Origin of the sequence: Microbacterium sp. NPDC080220 (genome assembly GCF_040686395.1) — a bacterium.
Taxonomy (GTDB): domain Bacteria; phylum Actinomycetota; class Actinomycetes; order Actinomycetales; family Microbacteriaceae; genus Microbacterium; species Microbacterium gawkjiense.
In genome coordinates this window covers 1-21307 of sequence record NZ_JBFBOP010000014.1, presented here as the reverse complement: position 1 = coordinate 21307, position 21307 = coordinate 1, and the positions used below count along the sequence as shown (strand labels likewise).

The window sequence follows — 21307 nt, the reverse complement described above, 5'->3', positions numbered from 1 at the left end:
GGGAGTCGCTCCCTCGTCGGGGCCGCGGCGGTGACTAGACTCGGGTGAGCACGGCGAAGGCAGGAGATCAGTGGCGAGCAAGCGGAGCACGGCGGAGGCCACCGGCGCATCGACGGCGGCGGGTTCGGCGACCGACACCCCGATGGGGCCGACGGGACGTCCGTACCACGGCTTCCCGACCCCTCCGAAGCTCGACGGCCACGGGCCCGCGCGCATCATCTCGCTGTGCAACCAGAAGGGCGGCGTCGGCAAGACGACGACCACCATCAACCTGGCGGCCGGTCTCGCGTCGTACGGTCGCCGCGTGCTGGCGGTCGACTTCGACCCGCAGGGCGCGCTGTCGGCCGGGCTCGGCGTGCAGACGCACGAGACCGCGACGATCTACGACCTGCTCCTCGACCCGAAGCGCGACCCGAACGAGGTCATCGTCACGACGTCCGTCGACGGCCTCGACATCCTCCCCGCCAACATCGACCTGTCGGCCGCCGAAGTGCACCTCGTCAACGAGGTCGCCCGCGAGACGATCCTCGCCCGCGTCCTGCGCAAGGTCGCGGGGGACTACGACGTCATCCTCATCGACTGCCAGCCCTCGCTCGGGCTACTGACGGTCAACGCCCTGACCGCGAGCCACGGCGTCCTCATCCCGCTCGAGTGCGAGTTCTTCGCGCTCCGCGGCGTCGCACTGCTCATCGAGACCATCGACAAGGTGCGTGACCGGCTGAACCCCGCCATCCAGCTCGACGGCGTGCTCGCCACGATGTACGACCCTCGCACGCTGCACTCGCGCGAGGTCCTCGAGCGGGTCGTCGATGCGTTCGGCGACGACGTGCTCGAGACGGTGATCGGCCGCACGGTGAAGTTCCCCGACGCCTCGGTCGCCGGCGTGCCGATCACGAAGTTCGCTCCCGAGCACTCCGCCGCCCAGGCGTACCTGCGCCTCGCGCGGGAGCTGGTCGCCCGTGGCGCCGTCGCCTGAGGACGTCCCGGACGCCGACGCCGCGCCTTCCGAGGCGGACACGACCGAGACCGGCGGCGACCGGTTCCGCGTCTCCCTCGGCAACTTCGACGGTCCCTTCGACCTGCTGCTGACCCTGATCTCGAAGCACGAGCTCGACATCACCGAGGTCTCGCTCAGCAAAGTGACCGACGAGTTCATCTCCTACCTGAAGGGCCTCGACGACGACGCCGAGCTCGACCAGGCATCCGAGTTCCTCGTCGTCGCGGCGACGCTGCTCGACATGAAGGTCGCGGGTCTGCTGCCGCAGGGCGAACTGGTGGATGCCGAGTCGGTCGCCCTCCTCGAGGCGCGCGACCTGCTGTTCGCGCGTCTGCTGCAGTACCGCGCGTTCAAGGAGGTGTCCGCGTGGTTCGCGCGCTGCCTCGAGCGCGAGGGCAGACGTCACACGCGTGCCGTGCGCCTCGACGAGAAGCACCGCCGGGCGGTCCCCGAGCTGGTGTGGACGCTCTCGCCCGAGGACTTCGCCGCCATCGCCGTGCTCGCCTTCGCGCCGAAGGAGATCCCGCACGTCGGGCTCGACCACCTGCACGCGCCGCTAGTGTCGATCCGCGAGCAGGCCGCCGTCGTGGTGACGCTTCTGCGCGACGCGGGCCAGCTCAACTTCCGCGACCTCGTCGCCGGGGTGACCCAGACCGGTGTCGTCGTCGCGCGCTTCATCGCCGTCCTCGAGCTCTACCGCCACGCCGCGCTCTCGTTCGAGCAGCTCGAGCCGTTGGGGGAGCTGACCCTGCGCTGGACCGCCGAGCGGTGGTCCGAAGAGAACCTCGCCACCCTGGGAGCCGACTATGACCGATGACACCGCCGGCGTCGATGCCGACGAGGCCGAGGCGCCGCCCCGTTCGCAGGAGCCCGCCGACATCGCGCGGCGTCTCGAGGCGATCCTCATGATCATCGACGAGCCGCAGAGCCTCGTCTCGCTCGCGGCGGCCGTCGGTGCGCCCGTCGCTTCGGTCCGCCGGGCGATCGAGGAGCTCGTCGCCGACTACGACGGCGATCGGTCGGGGCCGCGCCGCGGCTTCGAGCTGCGGGAGGTCGGCGGGGGCTGGCGGTTCTACGTCCGCGAGGAGCACGACGACCTGGTCGCCGAGTTCGTCAACGGCCAGGCGCCGTCGCGGCTGTCGCAGGCCGCGCTCGAGACCCTCGCCGTCATCGCCTACAAGCAGCCCGTGTCGCGCAGCCAGGTCGCCTCGATCCGCGCGGTGAACGTCGACTCCGTCGTCCGGACGCTGCTCGCGCGCGGCCTCATCACCGAGGCGTTCACCGACCCCGAGACGGGCGCCATCAACTACCGCACCACCGACGCGCTGCTCGGACACCTGGGGATCAACTCCCTCGACGAGCTGCCCCCCATCTCCCCGCTGCTGGACGACGGCTCCGCGGGATTCGAAGGAGAGACCATCCGATGAACGACCAGTCCGACGAGAACCGGGTCCGGCTGCAGAAGGTGCTCGCGGGCGCGGGCGTCGCCTCGCGGCGCGTCTGCGAGCAGTACATCGTCGAGGGCCGGGTGCGGGTCAACGGCGTCGTCGTGACCGAACTGGGCTCGCGCATCGACCCCGCGCACGACCTGGTCGACGTCGACGGGACCGCGGTACAGCTCGACACGAGCAAGCGCTACGTCATCCTCAACAAGCCGACCGGTGTCGTCTCCTCCATGAAGGACGACCAGGGTCGCCCCGACCTCCGGCGCTTCACGAAGGACTGGCCCGAGCGCCTCTACAACGTGGGCCGATTGGATGCCGAGACGAGCGGCCTGCTCGTCCTCACCAACGACGGCGAGCTCGCCCACGTCCTCGCGCACCCCTCCTTCGGCGTCACGAAGGTCTACATCGCGAAAGTCACCGGCCGCGTGCTGCCGCAGACGATCGCGCAGCTGACGAAGGGCATCGACCTCGAGGACGGCCCGATCGCCGCCGACAAGGCCCGGCTGCTCGACGCGAGCGGCGACACGAGCCTCGTCGAGCTGACCCTGCACTCGGGGCGCAACCGCATCGTCCGCCGCATGATGGCTGCGGTCGGCCACCCGGTGCAGGAGCTCGTCCGCCGCCAGTTCGGTCCGTTGCACCTGGGCACGCTCCCAGCGGGCCGGGCACGCGAGTTGACTACAGTGGAGCGTGGTGCGCTGCTGACTCTCGCGCGCCAGGCGGACACCCCGCCCGGGGATCCCACTCAGGAGCAGTTGTGACCGACGCCATCGACGCGCGCGCCCGCGCGGTCCGCACGAGCGGTCTCGTCCGCATCGTCGGTGCGGGCCTGCTGGGCTCGAGCATCGGGCACGCGCTGCGCGCCCTCGGCGTCGACGTCGTCCTCGCGGACGCCTCGCCCGCCCAGCTGCGCCTCGCCGTCGATTACGGCGCCGGCCGGCTGGCGCGCGACGACGACCGTCCGGATCTCGTCGTCGTGGCGGTGCCGCCGGACGTGACGGCGGACGTCATCGAGCGCGAGCTCGGCGCCTTCCCCGACGCGGTCGTCACCGATGTCGCGAGCGTCAAGCTCGAACCGCTGCTGACGCTGCGGGAGCGCGGTGTCGACCTCTCGCGCTACATCGGCTCCCACCCGATGGCCGGACGCGAACGGGGCGGCGCGATCGCCGCTCGCGCCGACATCTTCTTCGGTCGCCCGTGGGTCATCTGCCGCGACGAGGAGACCTCCGCGCGCGACCTCGCCGTCGTGGAGGGGCTCGCCCTCGACCTCGGTGCCAGCCTCATCGAGATGACCCCCGAGGAGCACGACCGCTCGGTCGCCCTCGTCTCGCACGTGCCGCAGCTCGTGGCATCCCTCCTCGCCGGCCGGTTCGTCGGGGCCGAGGACGCCTCGCTGCGCCTGGCCGGGCAGGGAGTGCGCGACACCACCCGTATCGCGGCATCCGCCCCCGAACTGTGGGTGCAGATCCTCGGCGCCAACGCCGACCCCGTCGTCGAGGTGCTCGACGCCCTCGCCGCCGACCTGGCCGGAGTCGCCCGTGCGCTCCGCGACCCGGATGCGCCCGGCGCGCGCCGCGCGGTCGCCGACACGATCCGTCGCGGCAACGAAGGCGTCGAGCGCTTGCCCGGCAAGCACGGTCAGAACCGCCGTTTCGAGACGGTCGTCGTCATGGTCGACGACACCCCCGGCCAGTTGGGGCGCCTGTTCGGCGACCTCGGCGAACTCGACGTCAACGTCGAGGACTTCCGTCTCGAGCACTCGCCCGGAGCCCAGTTCGGCCTCGGCGAGATCAGTGTCGTCCCGTCCGCCGTGACCGTCGCCACCGACGGACTCGCGGCGCGCGGGTGGAAGATTGCGAGCCTCAATGACTGACCCGATCACGATCGCCATCGACGGACCCGCCGGCAGCGGCAAGTCCAGCGTGTCGAAGGAGGCCGCCCGGCGGCTCGGCTTCGGCTACCTCGACACGGGGGCGGCCTACCGCGCGCTCGCCTGGCATGTCCTCGAGCACGGCGCCGACACGTCGGACGCCGCGGCCGTCGTGGACGCCGCCGGCGACTTCGACTACGCGATCTCGCTCGACCCCGACGACTACTGGGTGCGCGTGGGTCAGGCCTCGGTGACCGAGGCGATCCGCGAACCGCGCGTCAGCTCCGCCGTGAGCGGTGTCGCGCGGGTGCCGGTCATCCGCGAGCAGGTCAACGTCCTGTTCCGGCGGCTCGTGGCCGAGTCCGGCCGCCCCGGCGTCATCGTCGAGGGCCGCGACATCACGACCGTCGTCGCCCCTGACGCCCCCGTGCGGATCCTGCTGACCGCCGCCCCCGAGGTGCGCGCCGCCCGGCGCAGCGCCGAATTGACCACTCAGGATGCCGCGGCTGTCGCCGCCGCGCTGCACAAGCGCGACGCATCCGACTCCCAGGTCGTCGACTTCCTCACCGCCGCACCCGGCGTGACGGTCGTCGACTCGACCGACCTGGACTTCGCACAGACCGTCGACGCCGTCCTGGCCGTCGTGCGGTCGGGAACGGAAGGCTCACGATGAGCGCCGAAGACGAATACGAAGGCGGCCCCGACCAGATCGAGGAGAAGCTCGCGGGCCTCGACGAGGAACTCGCCGAGCAGCGAGCCGCAGCCCTGCGCGCGTCGCTGGCCGACTACGAGCTCGACGAGGAGGACGACGACCTGCTCGCCGGTTTCACCGCCGGCGGCGAGGTCGTCGAGATGCTGCCGGCGCTGCCGGTGGTCGCGATCGTCGGGCGGCCGAACGTCGGCAAGTCGGCGCTCGTGAACCGCATCCTCGGCCGCCGCGAGGCCGTCGTCGAGGACACGCCGGGTGTCACCCGCGACCGAGTCAGCTACAAGGCCGAGTGGATGGACCGCCGGTTCACCCTCGTCGACACCGGCGGGTGGGAGCCCGATGCGAAGGGCATCGATCGTTCCGTCGCCGCGCAGGCCGAGGTCGCGATCGAGCTGTGCGACGTCGTGATGTTCGTCGTCGACGCCATGGTGGGCGCGACCGCGACCGACGAGCAGGTCGTCCGGCTGCTCCGCAAGACCGACAAGCCGGTCTTCCTCGTGGCCAACAAGATCGACGACGCCCGCCAGGAGCCCGAGGCTGCAGCGCTCTGGAACCTCGGCCTCGGTGAGCCGCACCCCGTCTCGGCCATCCACGGCCGCGGCGTCGCGGACCTCCTCGACGAGGTCATGAAGGTGCTCCCCGAGATCTCGGCCGTCGCGAAGAACGAGCTCGGCGGACCGCGCCGGGTCGCGATCCTCGGCCGGCCGAACGTCGGCAAGTCCTCGCTCCTCAACAAGGCGGCGGGGGAGGAGCGCGTCGTCGTCAACGACCTCGCCGGCACCACCCGCGACCCCGTCGACGAGGTCGTGGAGCTCGGCGGCAAGCTGTGGCGTCTCGTCGACACCGCCGGCATCCGTCGTCGCGTGCACCTGCAGCAGGGCGCCGACTTCTACGCGTCGCTCCGCACGAGCGCGGCGCTCGAGAAGGCCGAGGTCGCCGTCGTCGTTCTCGACGTGACCGAGTCGATCAGCGTGCAGGACCTCAATATCATCGACCTGGTGCTCGAGTCCGGCCGCGCGCTCGTCCTCGCCTTCAACAAGTGGGACCGCCTGAACGACGACGACATGGACAACGCCGACCGTCGCCGGTACCTCGAGCGCGAGATCGAGCAGGACCTCGCACACGTCACGTGGGCGCCGCGCGTCAACCTGTCGGCGCGCACCGGCCGCCACCTCGACAAGCTGGTCCCGGCCCTCGAGACCGCGCTCGAGTCGTGGGATCAGCGCATCCCGACCGGCAAGTTCAACGCGTTCCTCGCCGAACTCATCGCCGAGCACCCGCACCCGCTGCGCGGCGGCAAGCAGCCCCGCATCCTGTTCGGGACGCAGGCCTCGACCCGTCCGCCGACATTCGTGCTGTTCACGACCGGGTTCCTCGACCCGGGCTACCGCCGGTTCATCCAGCGACGCCTGCGCGAGATCTTCGGTTTCGAGGGCACCCCGATCGTCACGAACATGCGGGTGCGCGAGCGTCGCCAGCGCTGAGCGTCGTCGCTTCGCCGTCGTTTCACGAGGAGATGACGCGTCCCGAGGAGGCATCCGTCCGGATCGGTCCTCGGGAACCGTCATCTCCTCGTCTGCGTGCGTCGGCCGGTGACGGATGCCGCGCCGCGCGGCGCGCTGCGTGAGAGGCTGGTCGGGTGACCATCCGCCCGCCCGATCCCGGTGAGCCGCGTCGCCCGCTCGGGCCGCGCGATCCCGGCGACGCGTGGGTGATCGCCGACAGCGGTGAGAAGTACTGGGGCCGATTCGGAGCGGCGGGACTGCTCGCACACGACCCGGATCGCGGCATCCTGCTGCAGCACCGGGTGTCGTGGAGCCACTTCGGCGGGACGTGGGGGATTCCCGGGGGAGCACGCCACGAGGGTGAGAGCGCGACGGATGCCGCGATCCGCGAGTCGCAGGAAGAGGCCGGCGTGCCCGGCGACGCCCTGCGCCCCCTCTTCACGAGTGTCCTCGATCGTGGTGTCTGGTCGTACACGACCCTCGTCGCGGTGGTCGTGCGCCCGTTCGAGCCGGTCATCGCGGACCCCGAGAGCTACGCCCTGGAGTGGGTGGCGGTCGACCGCGTGGACGACATGCCGCTGCATCCGGGGTTCGCGGGATCCTGGCCCGAGCTGCGCGCCGCGCTGTCGACCCGGGTCGCGCTGATCGTCGATGCGGCGAACGTCGTCGGATCGACGCCCGACGGGTGGTGGCGCGACCGTGCCGGCGCCGCGGGGCGCCTCCTCGCCGGCCTCGAGCGCGTCGCGGACGATGGTGTGGCCGCGGCCGAGATCGGGCTCGGCGGGGACCGGTGGTTCCCGCGCGTGGTCGCCGTCCTCGAGGGGGCGGCGCGATCCGCGCCCGACGGCCACGGCCGTGTCGAGGTGGTCCGGGCGCCGGGCTCCGGCGACGATCGGATCGTCGAGTGCACGGCGGAGGCCGTGTCACGCGGCGAGCGAGCGGTCGTGGTGACGAGCGATCGCGGTCTCGCGGAGCGGGTGACCGGCGTCGGCGGGACCGTGCACTCCGTCTCCTGGCTGCGCGGGCAGCTGCCGTCGTGAGACGACTGATCGGGCTCGGCGTCGCCGTCGTCGCCGTCGTGTCGGGACTCGTCGTGCATCTGGCGGCGCCGGACGGCGCGGCATCCGACATCGCGGGCGACGCCCTCTACGTGGTCGCGATCTGGGGCGGGCTGGTGCTGCTCGTCCCGCGGTGGCCGTCCTGGGCGACCGCTGGTGTCGTGCTCGTCTGGAGCGTCGCCGTCGAACTCTTCCAGCTGACGGGACTGCCGCTCCGGTGGGCGGCGGAGTTCCCGCCGATCGTCCTCGCGCTCGGCACGTCCTTCGACCCGAGGGACCTGGCGGTCTACGCGGTGACCGCGATCGTCCTCGGCGGAGCGGATGCCGTCGCTCGCCGCACGCTCTCCCGTCGCCGCGCGGGGTCAGCGGCCGCGAAGCCGCTCGATGTCGCGACGCTCGCGCTTGGTGGGGCGTCCGGCGCCGCGGTCGCGGACGGCGATCTGGGCGACGGGTTCGCGCTCGGGGGTGCGGTCCTCGGCGGCGACGGCGGCGAGCGGAGCGCCGACGCGCTTGGTGATCGTCTGGCGCACGACGAGGATGCGGTCGAAGCCGGCGATCCGCACGCGCAGCTCATCGCCGGGACGCACTTGCTGTGCCGCCTTCGCCTTCTCGCCGTTGACCCGGACGTGTCCGGCGCGACAGGCGGTCGTCGCCGCGGAGCGGGTCTTGTAGACGCGGACGGCCCACAGCCAGGAGTCCACACGGACGGCATCCGCCATGTCATCCCCCTCCCGGTCGCGGGATCCATCGTAGGCGGGTCAGGATGCCGCGAGCCGCCGTTCGACGCGGTCGAACATGGCCTGGTCGAAGGCGACGATGCGTGCCTCGGCGACTTGCGACGGCGTGTCCTGCAGGGTTGAGACGGCGGCGTCGACGGCGTCGTCGAGGGGCCAGCCGTAGATCCCGGCACTGATGAGCGGGAAGGCGACGGTCGTCGCCCCGAGGTCGTCGGCGACCTCGAGCGCCCGACGGTAGCAGGACGTCAGGAGGGAGCGGTCGCGTTCGCCGGCGGTGTGATTGGGGCCGACGACATGGATCACCCAGCGGGCGGATAGGTCGCCGGCGGTCGTCCACCCAGCATCCCCCGTGGCGAGGCCGTGAGGGAAACGTGCGATGCAGTCGGCGAGGATGCCGGGTCCGCCCGCACGGTGGATGGCACCGTCAACGCCGCCCCCGCCGCGCATCGCCCGGTTGGCGGCGTTGACGACGGCGTCGACGTGCTGGCGCGTGATGTCGCCCCGAACGAGGGTGACGCGCGTCACGACAGGGCCTTCGCGACGATCGGACGAGCGGCGCCGGGGCGAGCGGTCTCGGTGAAGCCAGCGCCGAGGAAGGCGGAGAGCGTCCCGTGATAAAGCTCGTTGCTCGAGAACCGCTTGATCTCCGTGTCGAGCGGGTAGCCCTCGACGGCGCGGGCGCTGTGTGCTCGAGCATGCTCGACGGCGGCGTCGAGCAGTTTCGACGCGATTCCCTTCGAGCGGTGCTCTGTGCGGGCGACGAAGCAGGTGATCGCCCAGACCGATGGGTCGTCCATGGGCTCGGGGGACTGCTGGACGTTGCGCGTGCGCGCGAGTCGCGGCTGGGCAGGGCGAGGAGCGACCTTGACCCATCCGGCCGCCTCGCCGTCGACGTAGGCGATGATGGCCGAGGGGACCGCGGCGGTGAGGTCCATCCGCAGTCGTTCGCGCCGCTCCGCCTGCGAGGTGGTGTCGAAGTCCTTTGGCGCGAGCATCCACCACTGGCACCAGCAATCCGCTCCGTCGCCGCCGCCCGTGAGGGCGTGCTCAGCGTCGGCGAAGCGGTCGGCCCGCGCCGGTTCGATCGTGATCTGCGTCATCCGGGCAGAGTAGTCCCGTGCTCGGACACGCGGAACCCCGTGGCGGTTCGCGGCGGGGCTGCGGACCGGCTAGGATAGGGGAGTTGTCCGCGAGGGCATCGGACCGGGATGTGGCGCAGCTTGGTAGCGCACTTGACTGGGGGTCAAGGGGTCGCAGGTTCAAATCCTGTCATCCCGACCGGTGGGCTGTTGGTGATACTGATTGCAGAACAGCCGAAAAAGGAGATGGGCACTGGCTTCGCGCCAGTGCCCATCTCCTTTTTCGTGCCGCGATTCGCTTTGGTGTCATTCTGGAGAGCGCGTGGTGAACCGAAACGCTCAAATGCGATGTGGCGCGCCCGTTTTCGGGCGCGCCACATCGTTCGTTGAGCTTGGGGGCGCCGGTATCTCTTCGGCGGGTGATGCGAGCAGGCTCGGTTTCAGGTTCGCATGCGCGTTGACGCGACTTCGGAGACTGAGGAATCTGACGTGGTCACTTGAGGCGGGTGCGTTCTGCCTGGGCGAGGGATGGTGAGGTCCCCGTTTCCGGAGGTGTGAATCGCCCTGGGTTTCGTTCCGTTCTCCAAGCAAGGATGGAACCGATGAATCAGAGATACTCGCCCGAGATGCGGAGAAGGCGTTTCGGATGGTGGAGGAGAGCTCGACCGACCCTCGAGGAGATGATCCGGTTCATCGACATGCACCGGGCTCAGTTCGGGGTCGAGCTCATCTGCCGTGTCCTCAGGGACGTGGTGCGAGGGTTCCTTACCTCCCGCGGCTATCGGACCGCGAAGACCCGCCCGCCTCGGCGCGGCAGTTGAAGGACAACCTGCTCGTCCCGGAGATACGGAACTTCACCGCCCCCGCGCCGCGGCGACTGTGGGTCGCGGACATCACGTATGTCGCGACGTGGGCGGGGTTCGCGTATGCCGCGTTCGTGATCGACGTGTTCTCCCGCATGATCGTCGGCTGGAACGTCGCATTGACGTTGAAGGCCGACGTGCTGCCGTTCCAGGCGTTGATCATGGCCGCGTTCAACGCGACCGGGCCGCTCGATGAGCTCGTCCACCACGCCGACCACGGGTCGAACTACCTCTCCGTGGTCTACACGGATCGCATCGTCGAGATTGGCGCGAAACCCTCCACCGGGACCGTGGGCGATTCGCATGACAACGCCCTCGCCGAGGCGGTCAACGGGCTCTACAAGACCGAACTGGCCCGCCGCCGCGGCCCGTGGCGGACGGTCGAGCAAGTCGAACTCGCGACCCTCGAGTACGTGTGGTGGTGGAACAACTCACGCCTCTACGGTGAGCTCGGCTACCGCACCCCTGCCGAGATCGAGGCCGCGTATTACGCTGACCAGGAATCACCCCAGCCGGCCGTCGCCGGACAGGGAACCCGATAGGAACGAAGCCCAGGGCGATTCAGCCGGATGTGTCAGCTCAAACCTGCGACAAGTTTGTCGACTGCGTCTGGGCTGAGTCGCTCGTTGAGGACCATGAGTCCGGCCCCCCGGATTCCTGCACCCGAACCGCCGCGGGCTGGAACGATATTGAGATGCTGGGTAGCCAGTGGTATGGATCTCCGGTAGACGATCTCGCGTATTCCGGCGATGATCTCCTGCACATTCGCGCCCAGCTGGCCACCTACCACCACGACCGAGGGGTTAAGGAGGCTCACACACATCGCGGTGACTTCGCCAATCGCTCTCCCGGCGTTGCGTGCAGCTTCTACAGCGTCAGGGTCCCCAGTCCGGATGAGGTCGACGACTTGGTCTGGTTTGAGCGGTCGTTCCTTTGAGTCGAGGTCGTTCGCGATCGCAGGGATGCTGGCTGTCGCCTCCAAATCGGGTCCATCAGCCGAGGCACCCGGGACCTGAACGTGACCCAGATCTCCAGCTGAGCCGCGCGAGCCGCGCTGCAGTACGCCGCCGGCGATGATTCCGGCTCCAATGCCCGTGGCGACCTTGATGAAGAGTAGGTCATCGGTGTCTGGCCACAGAGAGGCTCGCTCGCCCAGGGCTAGAAGATTGACGTCGTTGTCAACGAAGACCGGCGTGTCGAGCTGCGAACGGATGAAGTTTGGGATGTCGAAGCCGTCCCAGCCGGGCATGATCGGCGGACGGATCGGGCGACCCGTTGAGTGCTCCACAGGACCGGGAACACCGACCCCGACGCCAAGAAGCCGCGTCTGGTCATAGCCAGTTTGGTCGAGCAGCTGCAAGGCAGTTTCGTTCACCCATCGAAGGGTCGCCTCCGGTCCCTCCGCGATATCTAGCCCGCGATCCTCTTGCCGGAGAATCCTGCCCGACAAATCGAGCACACCGACTGAACCGTGGGTCGCTCCGAGATCTACGCCGATGGTGACGCGCGAAGTTTGCTCAAATACGACGCGCCCGGCTGGCCGTCCTCCCGAGGCTTCCGACGTCCCCGCGTGCACCACCAGGCCAGCCGATATCAGCGCTCCGAGCCGATTGACGACACTCGTGCGGGCGAGTCCTGTCTCCTTCACCAGATCGGACCTCGTGCGTGGGCGACCATCACGTAGAAGTTGGAGCAGGTCCCCGGCGCCGGTTGTCACATCCACGTTAGTGACTTTACTAGTTAGTACTGTGGGCGTTCCAGCCTGAGTATTGACATCCAGATGTCAAAAGCGGTAGCGTCTGCTTGACGTCGCTGGCGTCTACAAGGAGGTAGAAGTGGTGAACTTTGCTTACGAGGCCAATGCCTGGGGCGGTGTGATCGGCAACCCGAACGCGGTCACCGATCTCGGCACCGGGTTCTACGTCACCCCCGGCGACGTGCATGCGACGCTTGAAACGATCGCCGCGGCCGGCTACACCGGTATCGAGCTGTTCGACGGGAACCTCCTGCCGTTTGAGGAGACGATGGAGGAGTTCACCGCTGCCGTGCGCGCGGCGGGCCTCGAGGTCACCGGCGTCTACAGCGGCGGCCACTTCATCTACCCCGACGCCCACGCCGACGAGCTGGCCCGCTTCGAGCGCTCCATCGCGCTCGCTGCGGCCGCGGGTGCCCGCCACTACGTCGTCGGCGGCGGCTCGATCCGCTCGACCGGCCGTCGTGACGAGGACTTCGTCGTCGCCGGCGAGTTCCTCAGCACGGTTGCGGATCGGGCCCGCGCGGCTGGCCTCATCGCGAGCTACCACCCCCACCTCGGCAGCCTGGCCCAGGCCCCCGAACAGATCGACGCGCTGTTCGCCGCGACGACCATCGGCCTGTGCGCCGACGTCGCGCACATCGCGGGCGGAGGCGGCGACGCGGCGGCCGTGATCACAAAGTACGCCGACCGCCTCGACTACCTGCACCTCAAGGACATCGACCTGGCCACCAACGCCTTCCTGCCGCTCGGTGAGGGCGACCTCGACCTCGCCGCCGTGATCGACGCCACCCTGGCGGCCGGCTACGACGACTGGGTCACCGTCGAGCTCGACGGCTATCCGGGCGACCAGGCCGCCGCGGCGGCTCGCAGCCTCGACTATCTGAAGGCCAGCAAGCTCGGCGCCTGAGCGCCGCACTTGTCGCGGACGGCTCACCCGGCCCGACCACGCGAACGAGCACGACCCGAACCACCTGAACACCCACAGCAAAGGAGCACACGGATGAAGATCAGAAACGCGCTTGTCGCCGTCACGGCGGCCGCCGCGATATTCGCCCTGGCGGGCTGCACGCCCGCCGGCGGCGGCACCACCACCGAGGTCGACAGCGACGTCGCGGCCGAGATCGACGCGGCCCTCGCCGAGATCACCGGTACCGTCCTCAGCACCGGCCCGAACGGCGAGGAGCCCTCCTCGGTCGACACCACCGTCGTCACCGACGAGCAGGCCGCCGAGATCGCGGGCATGGGCCTGAAGGCCGCCATCGTCATGCACTACGGCGGCAACGACTGGGCCAACGCTCAGATCGACGGCCTCAACTCGGAGTTCGACCGCCTCGGCATCGAGGTCATAGCCACTACCGACGCCGACTTCGACCCGGCCACCCAGGTCTCGCAGATCGAGACCGTCCTCACCCAGAACCCCGACATCATCGTCTCGATCCCCACCGACCCGGTGGCCACCGCCAGCGCGTACCGCAAGGCCGCCGAGCAGGGCGTGAAGCTGGTCTTCATGGACAACGTGCCCGACGGCTTCGTCGCCGGTGAAGATTACGTGTCGATGGTCTCGGCCGACAACTACGGCAACGGCGTCACCAGCGCCTACCTGCTCGCCCGCTCGCTGGGCGGCCAGGGCAAGATCGGCGTCATCTTCCACGAGGCCGACTTTTTCGTGACGAAGCAGCGCTACGAGGGCTTCAAGAACACCATCACCGAGAAGTTCCCGGACATCGAGATCGTGCAGGAGCAGGGCATCGCCGGCCCCGACTTCGCCGGTGACGCGCAGGGCGTTGCGAACGCCATGCTCACCAAGAACGCCGACCTTGACGGCATCTGGGCTGTCTGGGACGTCCCGGCCGAGGGTGTGATGGCGGCGGCGCGCGAAACCGGCCGCACCGACATCAAGATCGCCACCGAAGACCTCGGTACCAATGTCGCGATCGCGCTGGCGAAGAACCAGATGATCGTCGGCCTCGGCGCCCAGCTGCCGTTCGACCAGGGCGTGGCCGAGGCCGACCTGGCCGCGCTGAGCATCCTGGGCCAGGAGGTCCCGGCCTACGTCGCGCTGAGCTCGCTCCCCGTCGACCACGCCAACGTTCTCGAGGCCTGGGAGACGGTCTACGGATCCGAGGCCCCCGCCGCGGTCCGCGACGCCTACGTCGACTGACGGATCTACACCACTCGCACCACCCCATCCGCTCGGTGGGGGCGACCCGGTCGCCCCCACCGAGCACCCCTCACATCGTTCCTCCCTCCCTCCGAAAGGCAGCCATGCAGGACATCAACATCGCCATGATCGGTGGCGGCTTCATGGGCAAGGCCCACTCGCTCGCCTACGCCACCATGCCCATGTTCTTCTCGCCCGCACCGGCCCGCCCGGTCAAGAAGGTCGTCGTCGACGTCACCGACGAACTCGCCCGCGCCGCCAGTGAGCGCTACGCCTGGGAGGGCTACTCGAGCGACTGGCGCGCTGTGATCGCCGATCCGTCGATCGACGTCATCGACATCGCCACCCCAAACAACTCGCATGCCGAGATCGCCATCGCGGCGGCTGAGGCCGGTAAGCACATCATCTGCGAGAAGCCGCTCGCCCCCACTGCCGAAGAGGCGGGCCGCATGCTCGCCGCCGCCGAAAAGGCTGGCGTGGTCACCGCGGTCGCCTTCAACTACCGCCGCACCCCGGCCGTGGCGCTGGCGAAGAAGTACATCGACGAGGGCGCCATCGGCGAGATCCTCAACTTCCGCGGCACCTACTTGCAGGACTGGAGTGCCGACCCCAACTCCCCACTCAGCTGGCGCTTCCAGAAGAAGATCGCCGGATCGGGCGCCGTGGGCGACATCGGCTCGCACGTGGTTGACCTGGCCCGCTACCTCGTGGGCGAGATTTCGGCCGTGACCTCGGTGGTGTCGAACTTCATCCCCACCCGCCCGCTGCAGTCCGGCGGCTTCGACAACCTCGGCGCCTCGGGCACCTCCGACGACGGCCCGCGCGGCGAGGTCGACGTCGATGACGAGGCCATGTCGCTGGTGAGGTTCGCCAACGGCGCCGTCGGCTCGATCGAGGCCACCCGCAACGCGTGGGGCCGCAACAACTACATCACCTTCGAGATCCACGGCACCGAGGGCTCGATCTTCTTCAACTACGAGAACCGCGACGAGCTGCAGGTGGCGTTCAAGAAGGATGCTGGCGACCGCCGCGGCTTCCGCACCGTCTACACGGGCCCGAACACGCCCTACGGCGAGTCCCTCTGGCCCATCCCCGCGCTCGGCATCGGGTACGGCGAGACCAAGATCATCGAGGCCCACGACTTCATCAAGGCAGTGGTCGAGGGCGGTTCCGTCTCGCCCAACTTCACCGACGGCTACCAGGCCGCCCTCGTCGATGAGGCCATCCTTGAGTCGGGTCGCACCGGCCAGTGGGTGTCGGTTCCGGATGCCGCGGCCGCGGGCTCGGCCGATGTCTGACATCTCCGGCGGATCCGCCGCAGCCGCCCCCGCGGTGCGCATGCAGCAGATCGTGAAAAGATTCGGCCCGGTCGAGGTGCTGAAGTCGGTCGACATAGACATCGTGGCCGGTGAGGTGCACGCCCTCGCCGGTGAGAACGGCGCCGGCAAGTCGACCCTGATGAAGGTGTTGCAGGGCGTGCACCCCATCACCTCGGGCACCATCGAGGTGAAGGGCGAGCGGGTCGAGATCCGCAACACCACCGACGCCGAGCGTGCCGGGATCGGCATGGTGTTCCAGGAGTTCAGCCTCATCCCGTCGATGACGGTGGCGCAGAACATCTTCCTCGGCCGCGAGCTGCGCGGCACCGCCGGTCTCGTCGACGACCGCGCCGCCGAGCGCGCCGCCCGCGAGCTGTTCGACGGCCTCGGCGTAACGATCGACCCGAAGGCCCGCGTCGAAGACCTCGGCACCGCCTACTGGCAGCTGGTCGAGATCGCCAAGGCACTCGCCAAGAATGCCAGCGTGCTGGTGATGGACGAGCCCACCGCGAGCCTGGCTAAGCACGAGGTCGAGAACCTGTTCACGCTGATCGACACCCTCAAGGCGCGCGGCATCGCGATCGTCTACATCTCGCACCGCATGGACGAGATCCGCCGCGTCGCCGACCGCATCACCGTGCTGCGCGACGGCCGCGTCGTGCTCTCCTCGGCTGTGGCCGAGCTGAGCGCCGCCGAGATCATCGAGGCCATCATCGGCCGTCGCCTCGCCAGCGACCTGGTCTACCGCGACCGCGCCCTCGCGCCGGATGCTCCCGTGCTGCTCGAGGCCGCTGGCATCGCAAGCGACTCGGTGCTCGACGACGTGAGCCTCACCGTGCGCGCCGGCGAGATCGTCGGCCTCGCGGGCCTCATGGGCTCGGGTCGCACCGAGTTCGCCCGCGTGGTGGCCGGCATGGACAAGCCTACCCGCGGCACCCTCCGCGTCGACGGCCAGGCCGTTCGGTTCGGCAGCCCGATCGCGGCGCAGGACGCGGGCGTTGCCCTCATCCCCGAGGACCGGCGCGAGCAGGGCCTCGTGCTCCAGCACTCCGTCTCCGACAACCTCACCCTGCCGGTGCTCGGCCGAGTGAAGTCGGGCGCCTTCCTCTCCATGGCGAAGCTGCGGGCGCTCACCGACCAGCTCGTGACGCGGTTCGCCGTGAAGGTGGCCGATCCGTACGCCCCGGTCAGCCTGCTCTCGGGCGGCAACCAGCAGAAGGTCGTCGTGGCGAAGTGGATCAACACCGAACCGCGCATCCTCGTCATGGACGAGCCCACCGCCGGTGTTGACATCGGCACCAAGACCGAGATCCTCGACATCGTGCGCGAGTTCGCCTCGCAGGGCAACGCCGTCGTTTTCATCTCGTCCGAACTTCCCGAGCTGCTCGCCGTCGCCGACCGCATCGTCGTCATCCGCGAGGGCCGCTCGGCCCGCGAACTCGCCCGCACCGACGTCGAGAGCGAAGAACAGCTCCAACTCATCATCCAAGGAGAGGCAGCATGAGCAGCCCCACGACGGCCCCCCGGCCCTCCCTCGCCGCGCGCGTCGCGGCCCGCCTTGATTGGCGCAGCAACATCATCTACATCGCCTTCGTGGTGGTGTTTATCCTGTTCGCCATCTTCCTCGGCAGCGACGGCTTCCTCTCGCCGAACAACATGCTCAACATCGTGCGGCAGACGGCCACGATCTCGATCATGGCCATCGCGATGACCTTCGTGATCGCGACCGCCGAGATTGACCTGTCGGTGGGCTCGATCGCGGGCCTCGCCTCGGTGGTCACGGCGATGACCACGACGCAGTTCGGCCTCATCCCCGGCATCATCGCCGGTCTTGCGGCCGGCGCCGTGATTGGCGCGATCAACGGCGGCCTGGTGGCGCTACTCAAGATCCCGTCGTTCCTCGTCACGCTCGGCATGCTCGGCCTCGCCGCCGGCCTCGCGCAGTGGATCACCTCCTCGGCTCCGCAGCCGATCACCGACCGCCTCTACGTGATGATCTTCGGCGGCGGTGACTTCGGTCCCGTGCCGGGCTTGCTGGTCTGGACCGTACTTGCCGTGGCCGTGGGCTGGGTCGTGATGAACCGCACCGGGTACGGCCGTAAGGTGCTCGCCACCGGTGGCAACCCGACCGCAGCGGCCTACACCGGCATCCGCACCGCCCGCATCAAGTTCACCGTGCTGCTCATCTCGGGCATGGCGGCGGCGTTGGCCGGCATGCTCTACGCCGGGCGACTTGAGTCGGGCCGCTTCCAGTGGGGCCAGGGCGACGAACTCACCGTCATCGCGGCGGTCATCCTCGGCGGCACCAGCCTGTTCGGTGGCCGCGGCGCCATCATCGGCACCCTGTTCGGGTCACTGTTCATGGGCCTGATCAACAACGGCCTCATCCTCGCCGGGCTCGACGTGGCCCAGCAGCAGGTGGTGCGCGGCGCCATCATCATCGCCGCGGTGGCCCTGTCGAGGAAGAAGTGATGACCGGCGCCCGCCGGCCGCTGCGCAGCGGCATCATCGGCACCGGCTTCATGGGCCGTGTGCACACGGCCGCGGTGCGCGCGACCGGCGGCGAGGTGCTCGCCTACGCGGGTCGCGACGCGGAGCGCACCCGGGCCGCGGCCGGGGAGGCGGGCGTGCCGCTCGCGCTCAGCGCCGAGGAGCTGATCGCCCACCCCGACGTCGACATCGTGCACATCTGCACCCCGAACGCGCAGCACGTCTCGCTCGCCGAGGCCGCCATCGCGGCCGGCAAGCACGTGGTGTGCGAGAAGCCGCTCGCGCTCGGTGCCGGCGAGGCCGCGCGCCTCGAAGCCGCCGCCCGAGCCGCCGGCGTGGTGCACGCCGTGCCTTTCGTCTACCGCTTCTACCCGACCGCGCGCGAGGCCCGCGCTCGCATCGCTACCTCGGGCGAGCGGATTTGGCTCGCCCACGGCCACTACCTGCAGGACTGGATGGCCGAGCGGTCGAGCTACAACTGGCGGGTCGATGACGGCGCCTCGCGCGCCTTCGCCGACATCGGCGTGCACTGGTGCGACCTGTTCGAGTTCACCACCGGCCACCGCATCGAGCGGCTGCTCGCCCAGCGCTCGCGGCTGCACGACACTCGACTGTCACAGGGCGGTGAGGTACCGGTCTCGACCGAGGACGGGGTGACCATGATGTTCCAAACCGACCGGGGCGCCACCGGATCCGTCGTGATTTCGCAGGCCAGCCCCGGGCGTAAGAACCGGCTCTGGCTCTCGCTCGACGGCGAGCAGCGTTCGTACGCCTTCGACCAGGAGAGCCCGAACGAACTCTGGGTCGGCTCGACCGAGGGTGTCTCCCTGCTGCCCAAGGGCCTCGAGACTTTCGGCGACGCCGCCGCCCGCTCGTACGTGAGCGTGCCGTCGGGTCATCCGCAGGGCTACCAGGACTGCTTCACCCTGTTCGTGCGCGACGTGCACGCGGCCATTTCCGGGGAGGCTGTCGACGGGCTGCCGACCTTCACTGACGGCGTGCGGGCGGCGCAGCTGACGGATGCCGTGGTCGCCTCCTCGACGAGCGGCCAGTGGGTCGACGTCGCCGCGGTGCGGCCGGTCGAGACGAGCGCGGCGTGAGCGGGGCGGGCGGCGCGGCCGGTGCGGGATCGTCGTCGCACCCGGTCACTCTGTTCACGGGTCAGTGGGCGGATCTGCCGTTCGAGGAGGTCGCCAGTCTCGCCGCCTCCTGGGGCTACGACGGACTGGAGATCGCGGCCTCCGGTGACCATCTCGACCTTCAGCGGGCGGATAACGATCCGGCCTACCTGGCGTCGCGGTTGGAGATCCTGGATCGTCACGGCCTGAAGGTTTACGCGATCTCGAATCACCTCGCCGGTCAGGCGGTGTGCGATGCGCCGATCGACTTCCGCCACCAGGCGATCCTGCGCCCCTACGTGTGGGGCGACGGGGACGCAGAGGGCGTGCGTCAGCGCGCGGCCGAGGACATGAAGCGGTCGGCGCGCGTCGCCCGCAAGCTGGGTGTCGACACTGTCGTCGGGTTCACCGGGTCGTCGGTGTGGCCGTACGTGGCGATGTTCCCGCCGGTGCCGGCCTCGGTGATCGAGGCTGGGTACGAGGATTTCGCGGCGCGCTGGAACCCGATCCTCGACGTGTTCGACGCCGAGGGAGTGCGATTCGCGCACGAGGTGCACCCGGGCGAGGTCGCCTACGACTACTGGACCTCGGTGCGCACCCTCGAGGCCATCGGCCACCGCGAGGCGTTCGGGTTCAACTGGGACCCGTCGCACATGATGTGGCAGAACATCGACCCGGTCGGCTTCATCTGGGACTTTAAGGACCGCATCTACCACGTCGACTGCAAGGACACCCGCCTGCGCCCCACGAACGGCCGCGCCGGTGTGATGGGATCACATCTGCCCTGGGGCGATCCGCGCCGCGGATGGGACTTCGTCTCGACTGGACACGGTGACGTGCCGTGGGAGGACTCGTTCCGCGCCCTCGAGACCATCGGCTACACCGGCCCGATCTCGATCGAATGGGAGGACGCCGGCATGGACCGCCTGCACGGCGCCGCCGAGGCCGTGGGCTTCGTGCGATCGCTGCTCTGGCCCACGCCCGCAGCCTCCTTCGACGCCGCCTTCTCGAACCAATGACCATTTCCCGTTCCACTCCGGCGCCCGGTGCCATCGACGCCTCTAGCGCTGCGACGCTGATCCCTCACATCGATGGCGCCACCGTGGTCTGGGTAACACTCCGTGTGCGCCCGGCCGAGGAAGCTCGCTTCCTCGCCGCCGCCGCGACCCTCGCCGAGCGATCACTCGCCACCGAGCCTGGCTGTCTGCAGTACGACATCGTTGCCCTCGATCCCGCCGTCTGCCTCTACGGCATCTACGAGGTCTACGCCGACGGGACTGCCCTTGCCGCGCACCGTGATGCACCTCACTACGAGGAATGGGAAGCGGTGGCGCTGAGCTTCTTCGAGGAAGGCGGCGTTTCCGTCCGTATGGGCACTCGGATGGTATCGGCTTCGGCCTGACCGGTCACGTGGCCGTGGTGCGAGGATGAGGTTGAGCATATCGTGGCAAAGGCGACGAGGGTGTCCAGTCGCCATATCCGGCTGCGTAGAGGGTCCACCGAGCAATCAGATCAAGCTGGAAGCTGAGCCGGCAGGTCGCCATGACTGACGAGGGCATGGTTCAGCTCTCACGAGTCTGAACTCGGTCACATCGATCGAACCCGATGGACTCAGCCTGGGCCCGGAATTCCGACACTCTGAATCGCCCTCGGTTTCGTTCCTATCGGGTTCCCTGTCCGGCGACGGCCGGCTGGAAGGATGTCCTCATGCCCGAGCCGTTTCCCAAGGAGTTCCGGGGCGACGTCGTTGCGATCGCGCTCGAGCGGGAGTCGTCGTTCGCGCAGATCGCGAAGGACTTCGGGATCTCTGAGTCGTGCGTGCAGCGGTGGGTGAAGATCGCCGAGATCGACGGGGGCCGCCGCGCTGGAGTCAGCTCGAGTGAGGTCGTGGAGAATCGTGAGCTGCGTAAGCGGGTGAGGCTGCTGGAGCAGGGGGTGGAGATCCTTCGGCGGGCGGCGGCGTATCTGTCGCAGGCGAACCTGTCCGGCCCAAAGGGCTCTACCCGCTCGTGAGTCCGCGAGCACGGCGATCATCGCCGTGGCGCTTCGATAGGTAGATCTCCCCATGGGGCTGACAGTAGCGATGAGGCGGTGTTATCCGCACCTAGGGCATGTCTGACAATTGCCGGGTCCAGGCGATGACGGCGTTGAGGATGACAGCGGCCCGGTAGGTGATCGCGAGTTTGTCGTAGCGGGTGGC

The 21307-nt window shown here is 69.2% G+C and carries 22 protein-coding genes, 1 tRNA gene and 2 pseudogenes; 20 read left to right on the top strand and 5 right to left on the bottom strand.

Going from position 1 to position 21307, the window contains the following annotated elements; translation table 11 throughout:
* The first annotated feature begins 142 nt into the window (after positions 1 to 142).
* From AB0P29_RS15600 to AB0P29_RS15560, 9 genes and pseudogenes are all read left to right on the top strand, one after another.
* Entirely contained in the window at positions 143 to 976 is an 834-nt protein-coding gene (locus tag AB0P29_RS15600) for a ParA family protein (protein ID WP_217529136.1), read from the top strand.
* Positions 960 to 1814 (top strand): ScpA family protein, encoded by an 855-nt coding sequence (locus AB0P29_RS15595; protein ID WP_363381074.1) that lies wholly within the window; start codon positions 960 to 962, stop codon positions 1812 to 1814. The genes AB0P29_RS15600 and AB0P29_RS15595 overlap by 17 nt, the downstream gene beginning before the upstream one ends.
* On the top strand, positions 1804 to 2424 hold the full coding sequence (gene scpB, locus AB0P29_RS15590; protein ID WP_363381071.1) for an SMC-Scp complex subunit ScpB: 621 nt from the start codon (positions 1804 to 1806) through the stop codon (positions 2422 to 2424). Before AB0P29_RS15595 ends, scpB begins: the two co-directional genes overlap by 11 nt.
* A complete protein-coding gene (locus AB0P29_RS15585) occupies positions 2421 to 3203 on the top strand; it encodes a pseudouridine synthase (protein ID WP_217528247.1) in 783 nt (260 codons plus the stop codon). The genes scpB and AB0P29_RS15585 overlap by 4 nt, the downstream gene beginning before the upstream one ends.
* Positions 3200 to 4315, top strand: coding sequence for a prephenate dehydrogenase (locus AB0P29_RS15580; protein ID WP_064002381.1), 1116 nt, complete (start codon positions 3200 to 3202; stop codon positions 4313 to 4315). Before AB0P29_RS15585 ends, AB0P29_RS15580 begins: the two co-directional genes overlap by 4 nt.
* Positions 4308 to 4985 carry a (d)CMP kinase gene (gene cmk / locus AB0P29_RS15575; RefSeq protein ID WP_363381069.1) on the top strand — a complete coding sequence of 226 codons (678 nt, stop codon included), beginning with the start codon at positions 4308 to 4310 and terminating at the stop codon, positions 4983 to 4985. The genes AB0P29_RS15580 and cmk overlap by 8 nt, the downstream gene beginning before the upstream one ends.
* Positions 4982 to 6505: a ribosome biogenesis GTPase Der gene (der, locus tag AB0P29_RS15570; RefSeq protein ID WP_363381067.1), complete on the top strand. Its 1524-nt coding sequence runs from the start codon at positions 4982 to 4984 to the stop codon at positions 6503 to 6505. Before cmk ends, der begins: the two co-directional genes overlap by 4 nt.
* Positions 6506 to 6660: 155 nt before the next feature.
* Positions 6661 to 7566: an NUDIX hydrolase gene (locus AB0P29_RS15565; RefSeq protein ID WP_363381064.1), complete on the top strand. Its 906-nt coding sequence runs from the start codon at positions 6661 to 6663 to the stop codon at positions 7564 to 7566.
* Positions 7563 to 7868 (top strand): annotated as a pseudogene (locus tag AB0P29_RS15560) (DUF2809 domain-containing protein); the annotation flags it as partial. The gene AB0P29_RS15565 and the pseudogene AB0P29_RS15560, both read left to right, overlap by 4 nt.
* 78 nt (positions 7869 to 7946) lie before the next feature.
* On the opposite strand, the gene AB0P29_RS15555 reads toward AB0P29_RS15560, so the two are convergent.
* From AB0P29_RS15555 to AB0P29_RS15545, 3 genes are read right to left on the bottom strand one after another with little or no spacing between them, the layout of a single operon-like run.
* Positions 7947 to 8303 (bottom strand): S4 domain-containing protein, encoded by a 357-nt coding sequence (locus tag AB0P29_RS15555; RefSeq protein ID WP_064002377.1) that lies wholly within the window; start codon positions 8301 to 8303, stop codon positions 7947 to 7949.
* Positions 8304 to 8342: 39 nt separating this feature from the next.
* Entirely contained in the window at positions 8343 to 8846 is a 504-nt protein-coding gene (locus tag AB0P29_RS15550; RefSeq protein WP_363381061.1) for an O-acetyl-ADP-ribose deacetylase, read from the bottom strand.
* Complete coding sequence (locus AB0P29_RS15545) at positions 8843 to 9421, bottom strand: GNAT family N-acetyltransferase (RefSeq protein WP_253034381.1); 579 nt, start codon at positions 9419 to 9421, stop codon at positions 8843 to 8845. The genes AB0P29_RS15550 and AB0P29_RS15545 overlap by 4 nt, the downstream gene beginning before the upstream one ends.
* A gap of 104 nt (positions 9422 to 9525) precedes the next feature.
* On the opposite strand from AB0P29_RS15545, the gene AB0P29_RS15540 reads away from it, so the two are divergent.
* Together AB0P29_RS15540 and AB0P29_RS15535 are read left to right on the top strand one after the other, a co-directional pair.
* A tRNA-Pro gene (locus AB0P29_RS15540) sits at positions 9526 to 9599 on the top strand.
* 618 nt (positions 9600 to 10217) lie between these two features.
* On the top strand, positions 10218 to 10805 hold the full coding sequence (locus AB0P29_RS15535) for an IS3 family transposase (RefSeq protein WP_363381059.1): 588 nt from the start codon (positions 10218 to 10220) through the stop codon (positions 10803 to 10805).
* A gap of 32 nt (positions 10806 to 10837) precedes the next feature.
* Here the strand turns inward: AB0P29_RS15535 and AB0P29_RS15530 are convergent, their stop codons facing one another.
* Positions 10838 to 11986 (bottom strand): ROK family protein, encoded by a 1149-nt coding sequence (locus AB0P29_RS15530; protein WP_253034379.1) that lies wholly within the window; start codon positions 11984 to 11986, stop codon positions 10838 to 10840.
* A gap of 112 nt (positions 11987 to 12098) precedes the next feature.
* On the opposite strand from AB0P29_RS15530, the gene AB0P29_RS15525 reads away from it, so the two are divergent.
* The 9 genes from AB0P29_RS15525 (at position 12099) to AB0P29_RS15485 (ending at position 21120) form a co-directional block, all read left to right on the top strand.
* Positions 12099 to 12926 (top strand): sugar phosphate isomerase/epimerase, encoded by an 828-nt coding sequence (locus AB0P29_RS15525; protein ID WP_363381056.1) that lies wholly within the window; start codon positions 12099 to 12101, stop codon positions 12924 to 12926.
* Positions 12927 to 13019: 93 nt separating this feature from the next.
* On the top strand, positions 13020 to 14180 hold the full coding sequence (locus AB0P29_RS15520; RefSeq protein WP_253034377.1) for a substrate-binding domain-containing protein: 1161 nt from the start codon (positions 13020 to 13022) through the stop codon (positions 14178 to 14180).
* Positions 14181 to 14284: 104 nt separating this feature from the next.
* Entirely contained in the window at positions 14285 to 15478 is a 1194-nt protein-coding gene (locus AB0P29_RS15515; RefSeq protein ID WP_253034376.1) for a Gfo/Idh/MocA family oxidoreductase, read from the top strand.
* A complete protein-coding gene (locus AB0P29_RS15510) occupies positions 15471 to 17003 on the top strand; it encodes a sugar ABC transporter ATP-binding protein (RefSeq protein WP_363381052.1) in 1533 nt (510 codons plus the stop codon). Before AB0P29_RS15515 ends, AB0P29_RS15510 begins: the two co-directional genes overlap by 8 nt.
* Complete coding sequence (locus tag AB0P29_RS15505) at positions 17000 to 17971, top strand: ABC transporter permease (RefSeq protein ID WP_363381049.1); 972 nt, start codon at positions 17000 to 17002, stop codon at positions 17969 to 17971. Before AB0P29_RS15510 ends, AB0P29_RS15505 begins: the two co-directional genes overlap by 4 nt.
* A complete protein-coding gene (locus tag AB0P29_RS15500; protein ID WP_363381046.1) occupies positions 17971 to 19089 on the top strand; it encodes a Gfo/Idh/MocA family oxidoreductase in 1119 nt (372 codons plus the stop codon). The genes AB0P29_RS15505 and AB0P29_RS15500 overlap by 1 nt, the downstream gene beginning before the upstream one ends.
* Positions 19086 to 20126 carry a sugar phosphate isomerase/epimerase gene (locus AB0P29_RS15495; RefSeq protein WP_253034372.1) on the top strand — a complete coding sequence of 347 codons (1041 nt, stop codon included), beginning with the start codon at positions 19086 to 19088 and terminating at the stop codon, positions 20124 to 20126. The genes AB0P29_RS15500 and AB0P29_RS15495 overlap by 4 nt, the downstream gene beginning before the upstream one ends.
* On the top strand, positions 20123 to 20509 hold the full coding sequence (locus AB0P29_RS15490) for an antibiotic biosynthesis monooxygenase (protein WP_363381042.1): 387 nt from the start codon (positions 20123 to 20125) through the stop codon (positions 20507 to 20509). The genes AB0P29_RS15495 and AB0P29_RS15490 overlap by 4 nt, the downstream gene beginning before the upstream one ends.
* Before the next feature lie 305 nt (positions 20510 to 20814).
* Positions 20815 to 21120 (top strand): transposase, encoded by a 306-nt coding sequence (locus tag AB0P29_RS15485; RefSeq protein ID WP_253034370.1) that lies wholly within the window; start codon positions 20815 to 20817, stop codon positions 21118 to 21120.
* 91 nt (positions 21121 to 21211) lie between these two features.
* Here the strand turns inward: AB0P29_RS15485 and AB0P29_RS15480 are convergent.
* Positions 21212 to 21307, bottom strand: a pseudogene (locus tag AB0P29_RS15480) (IS5/IS1182 family transposase); the annotation flags it as partial.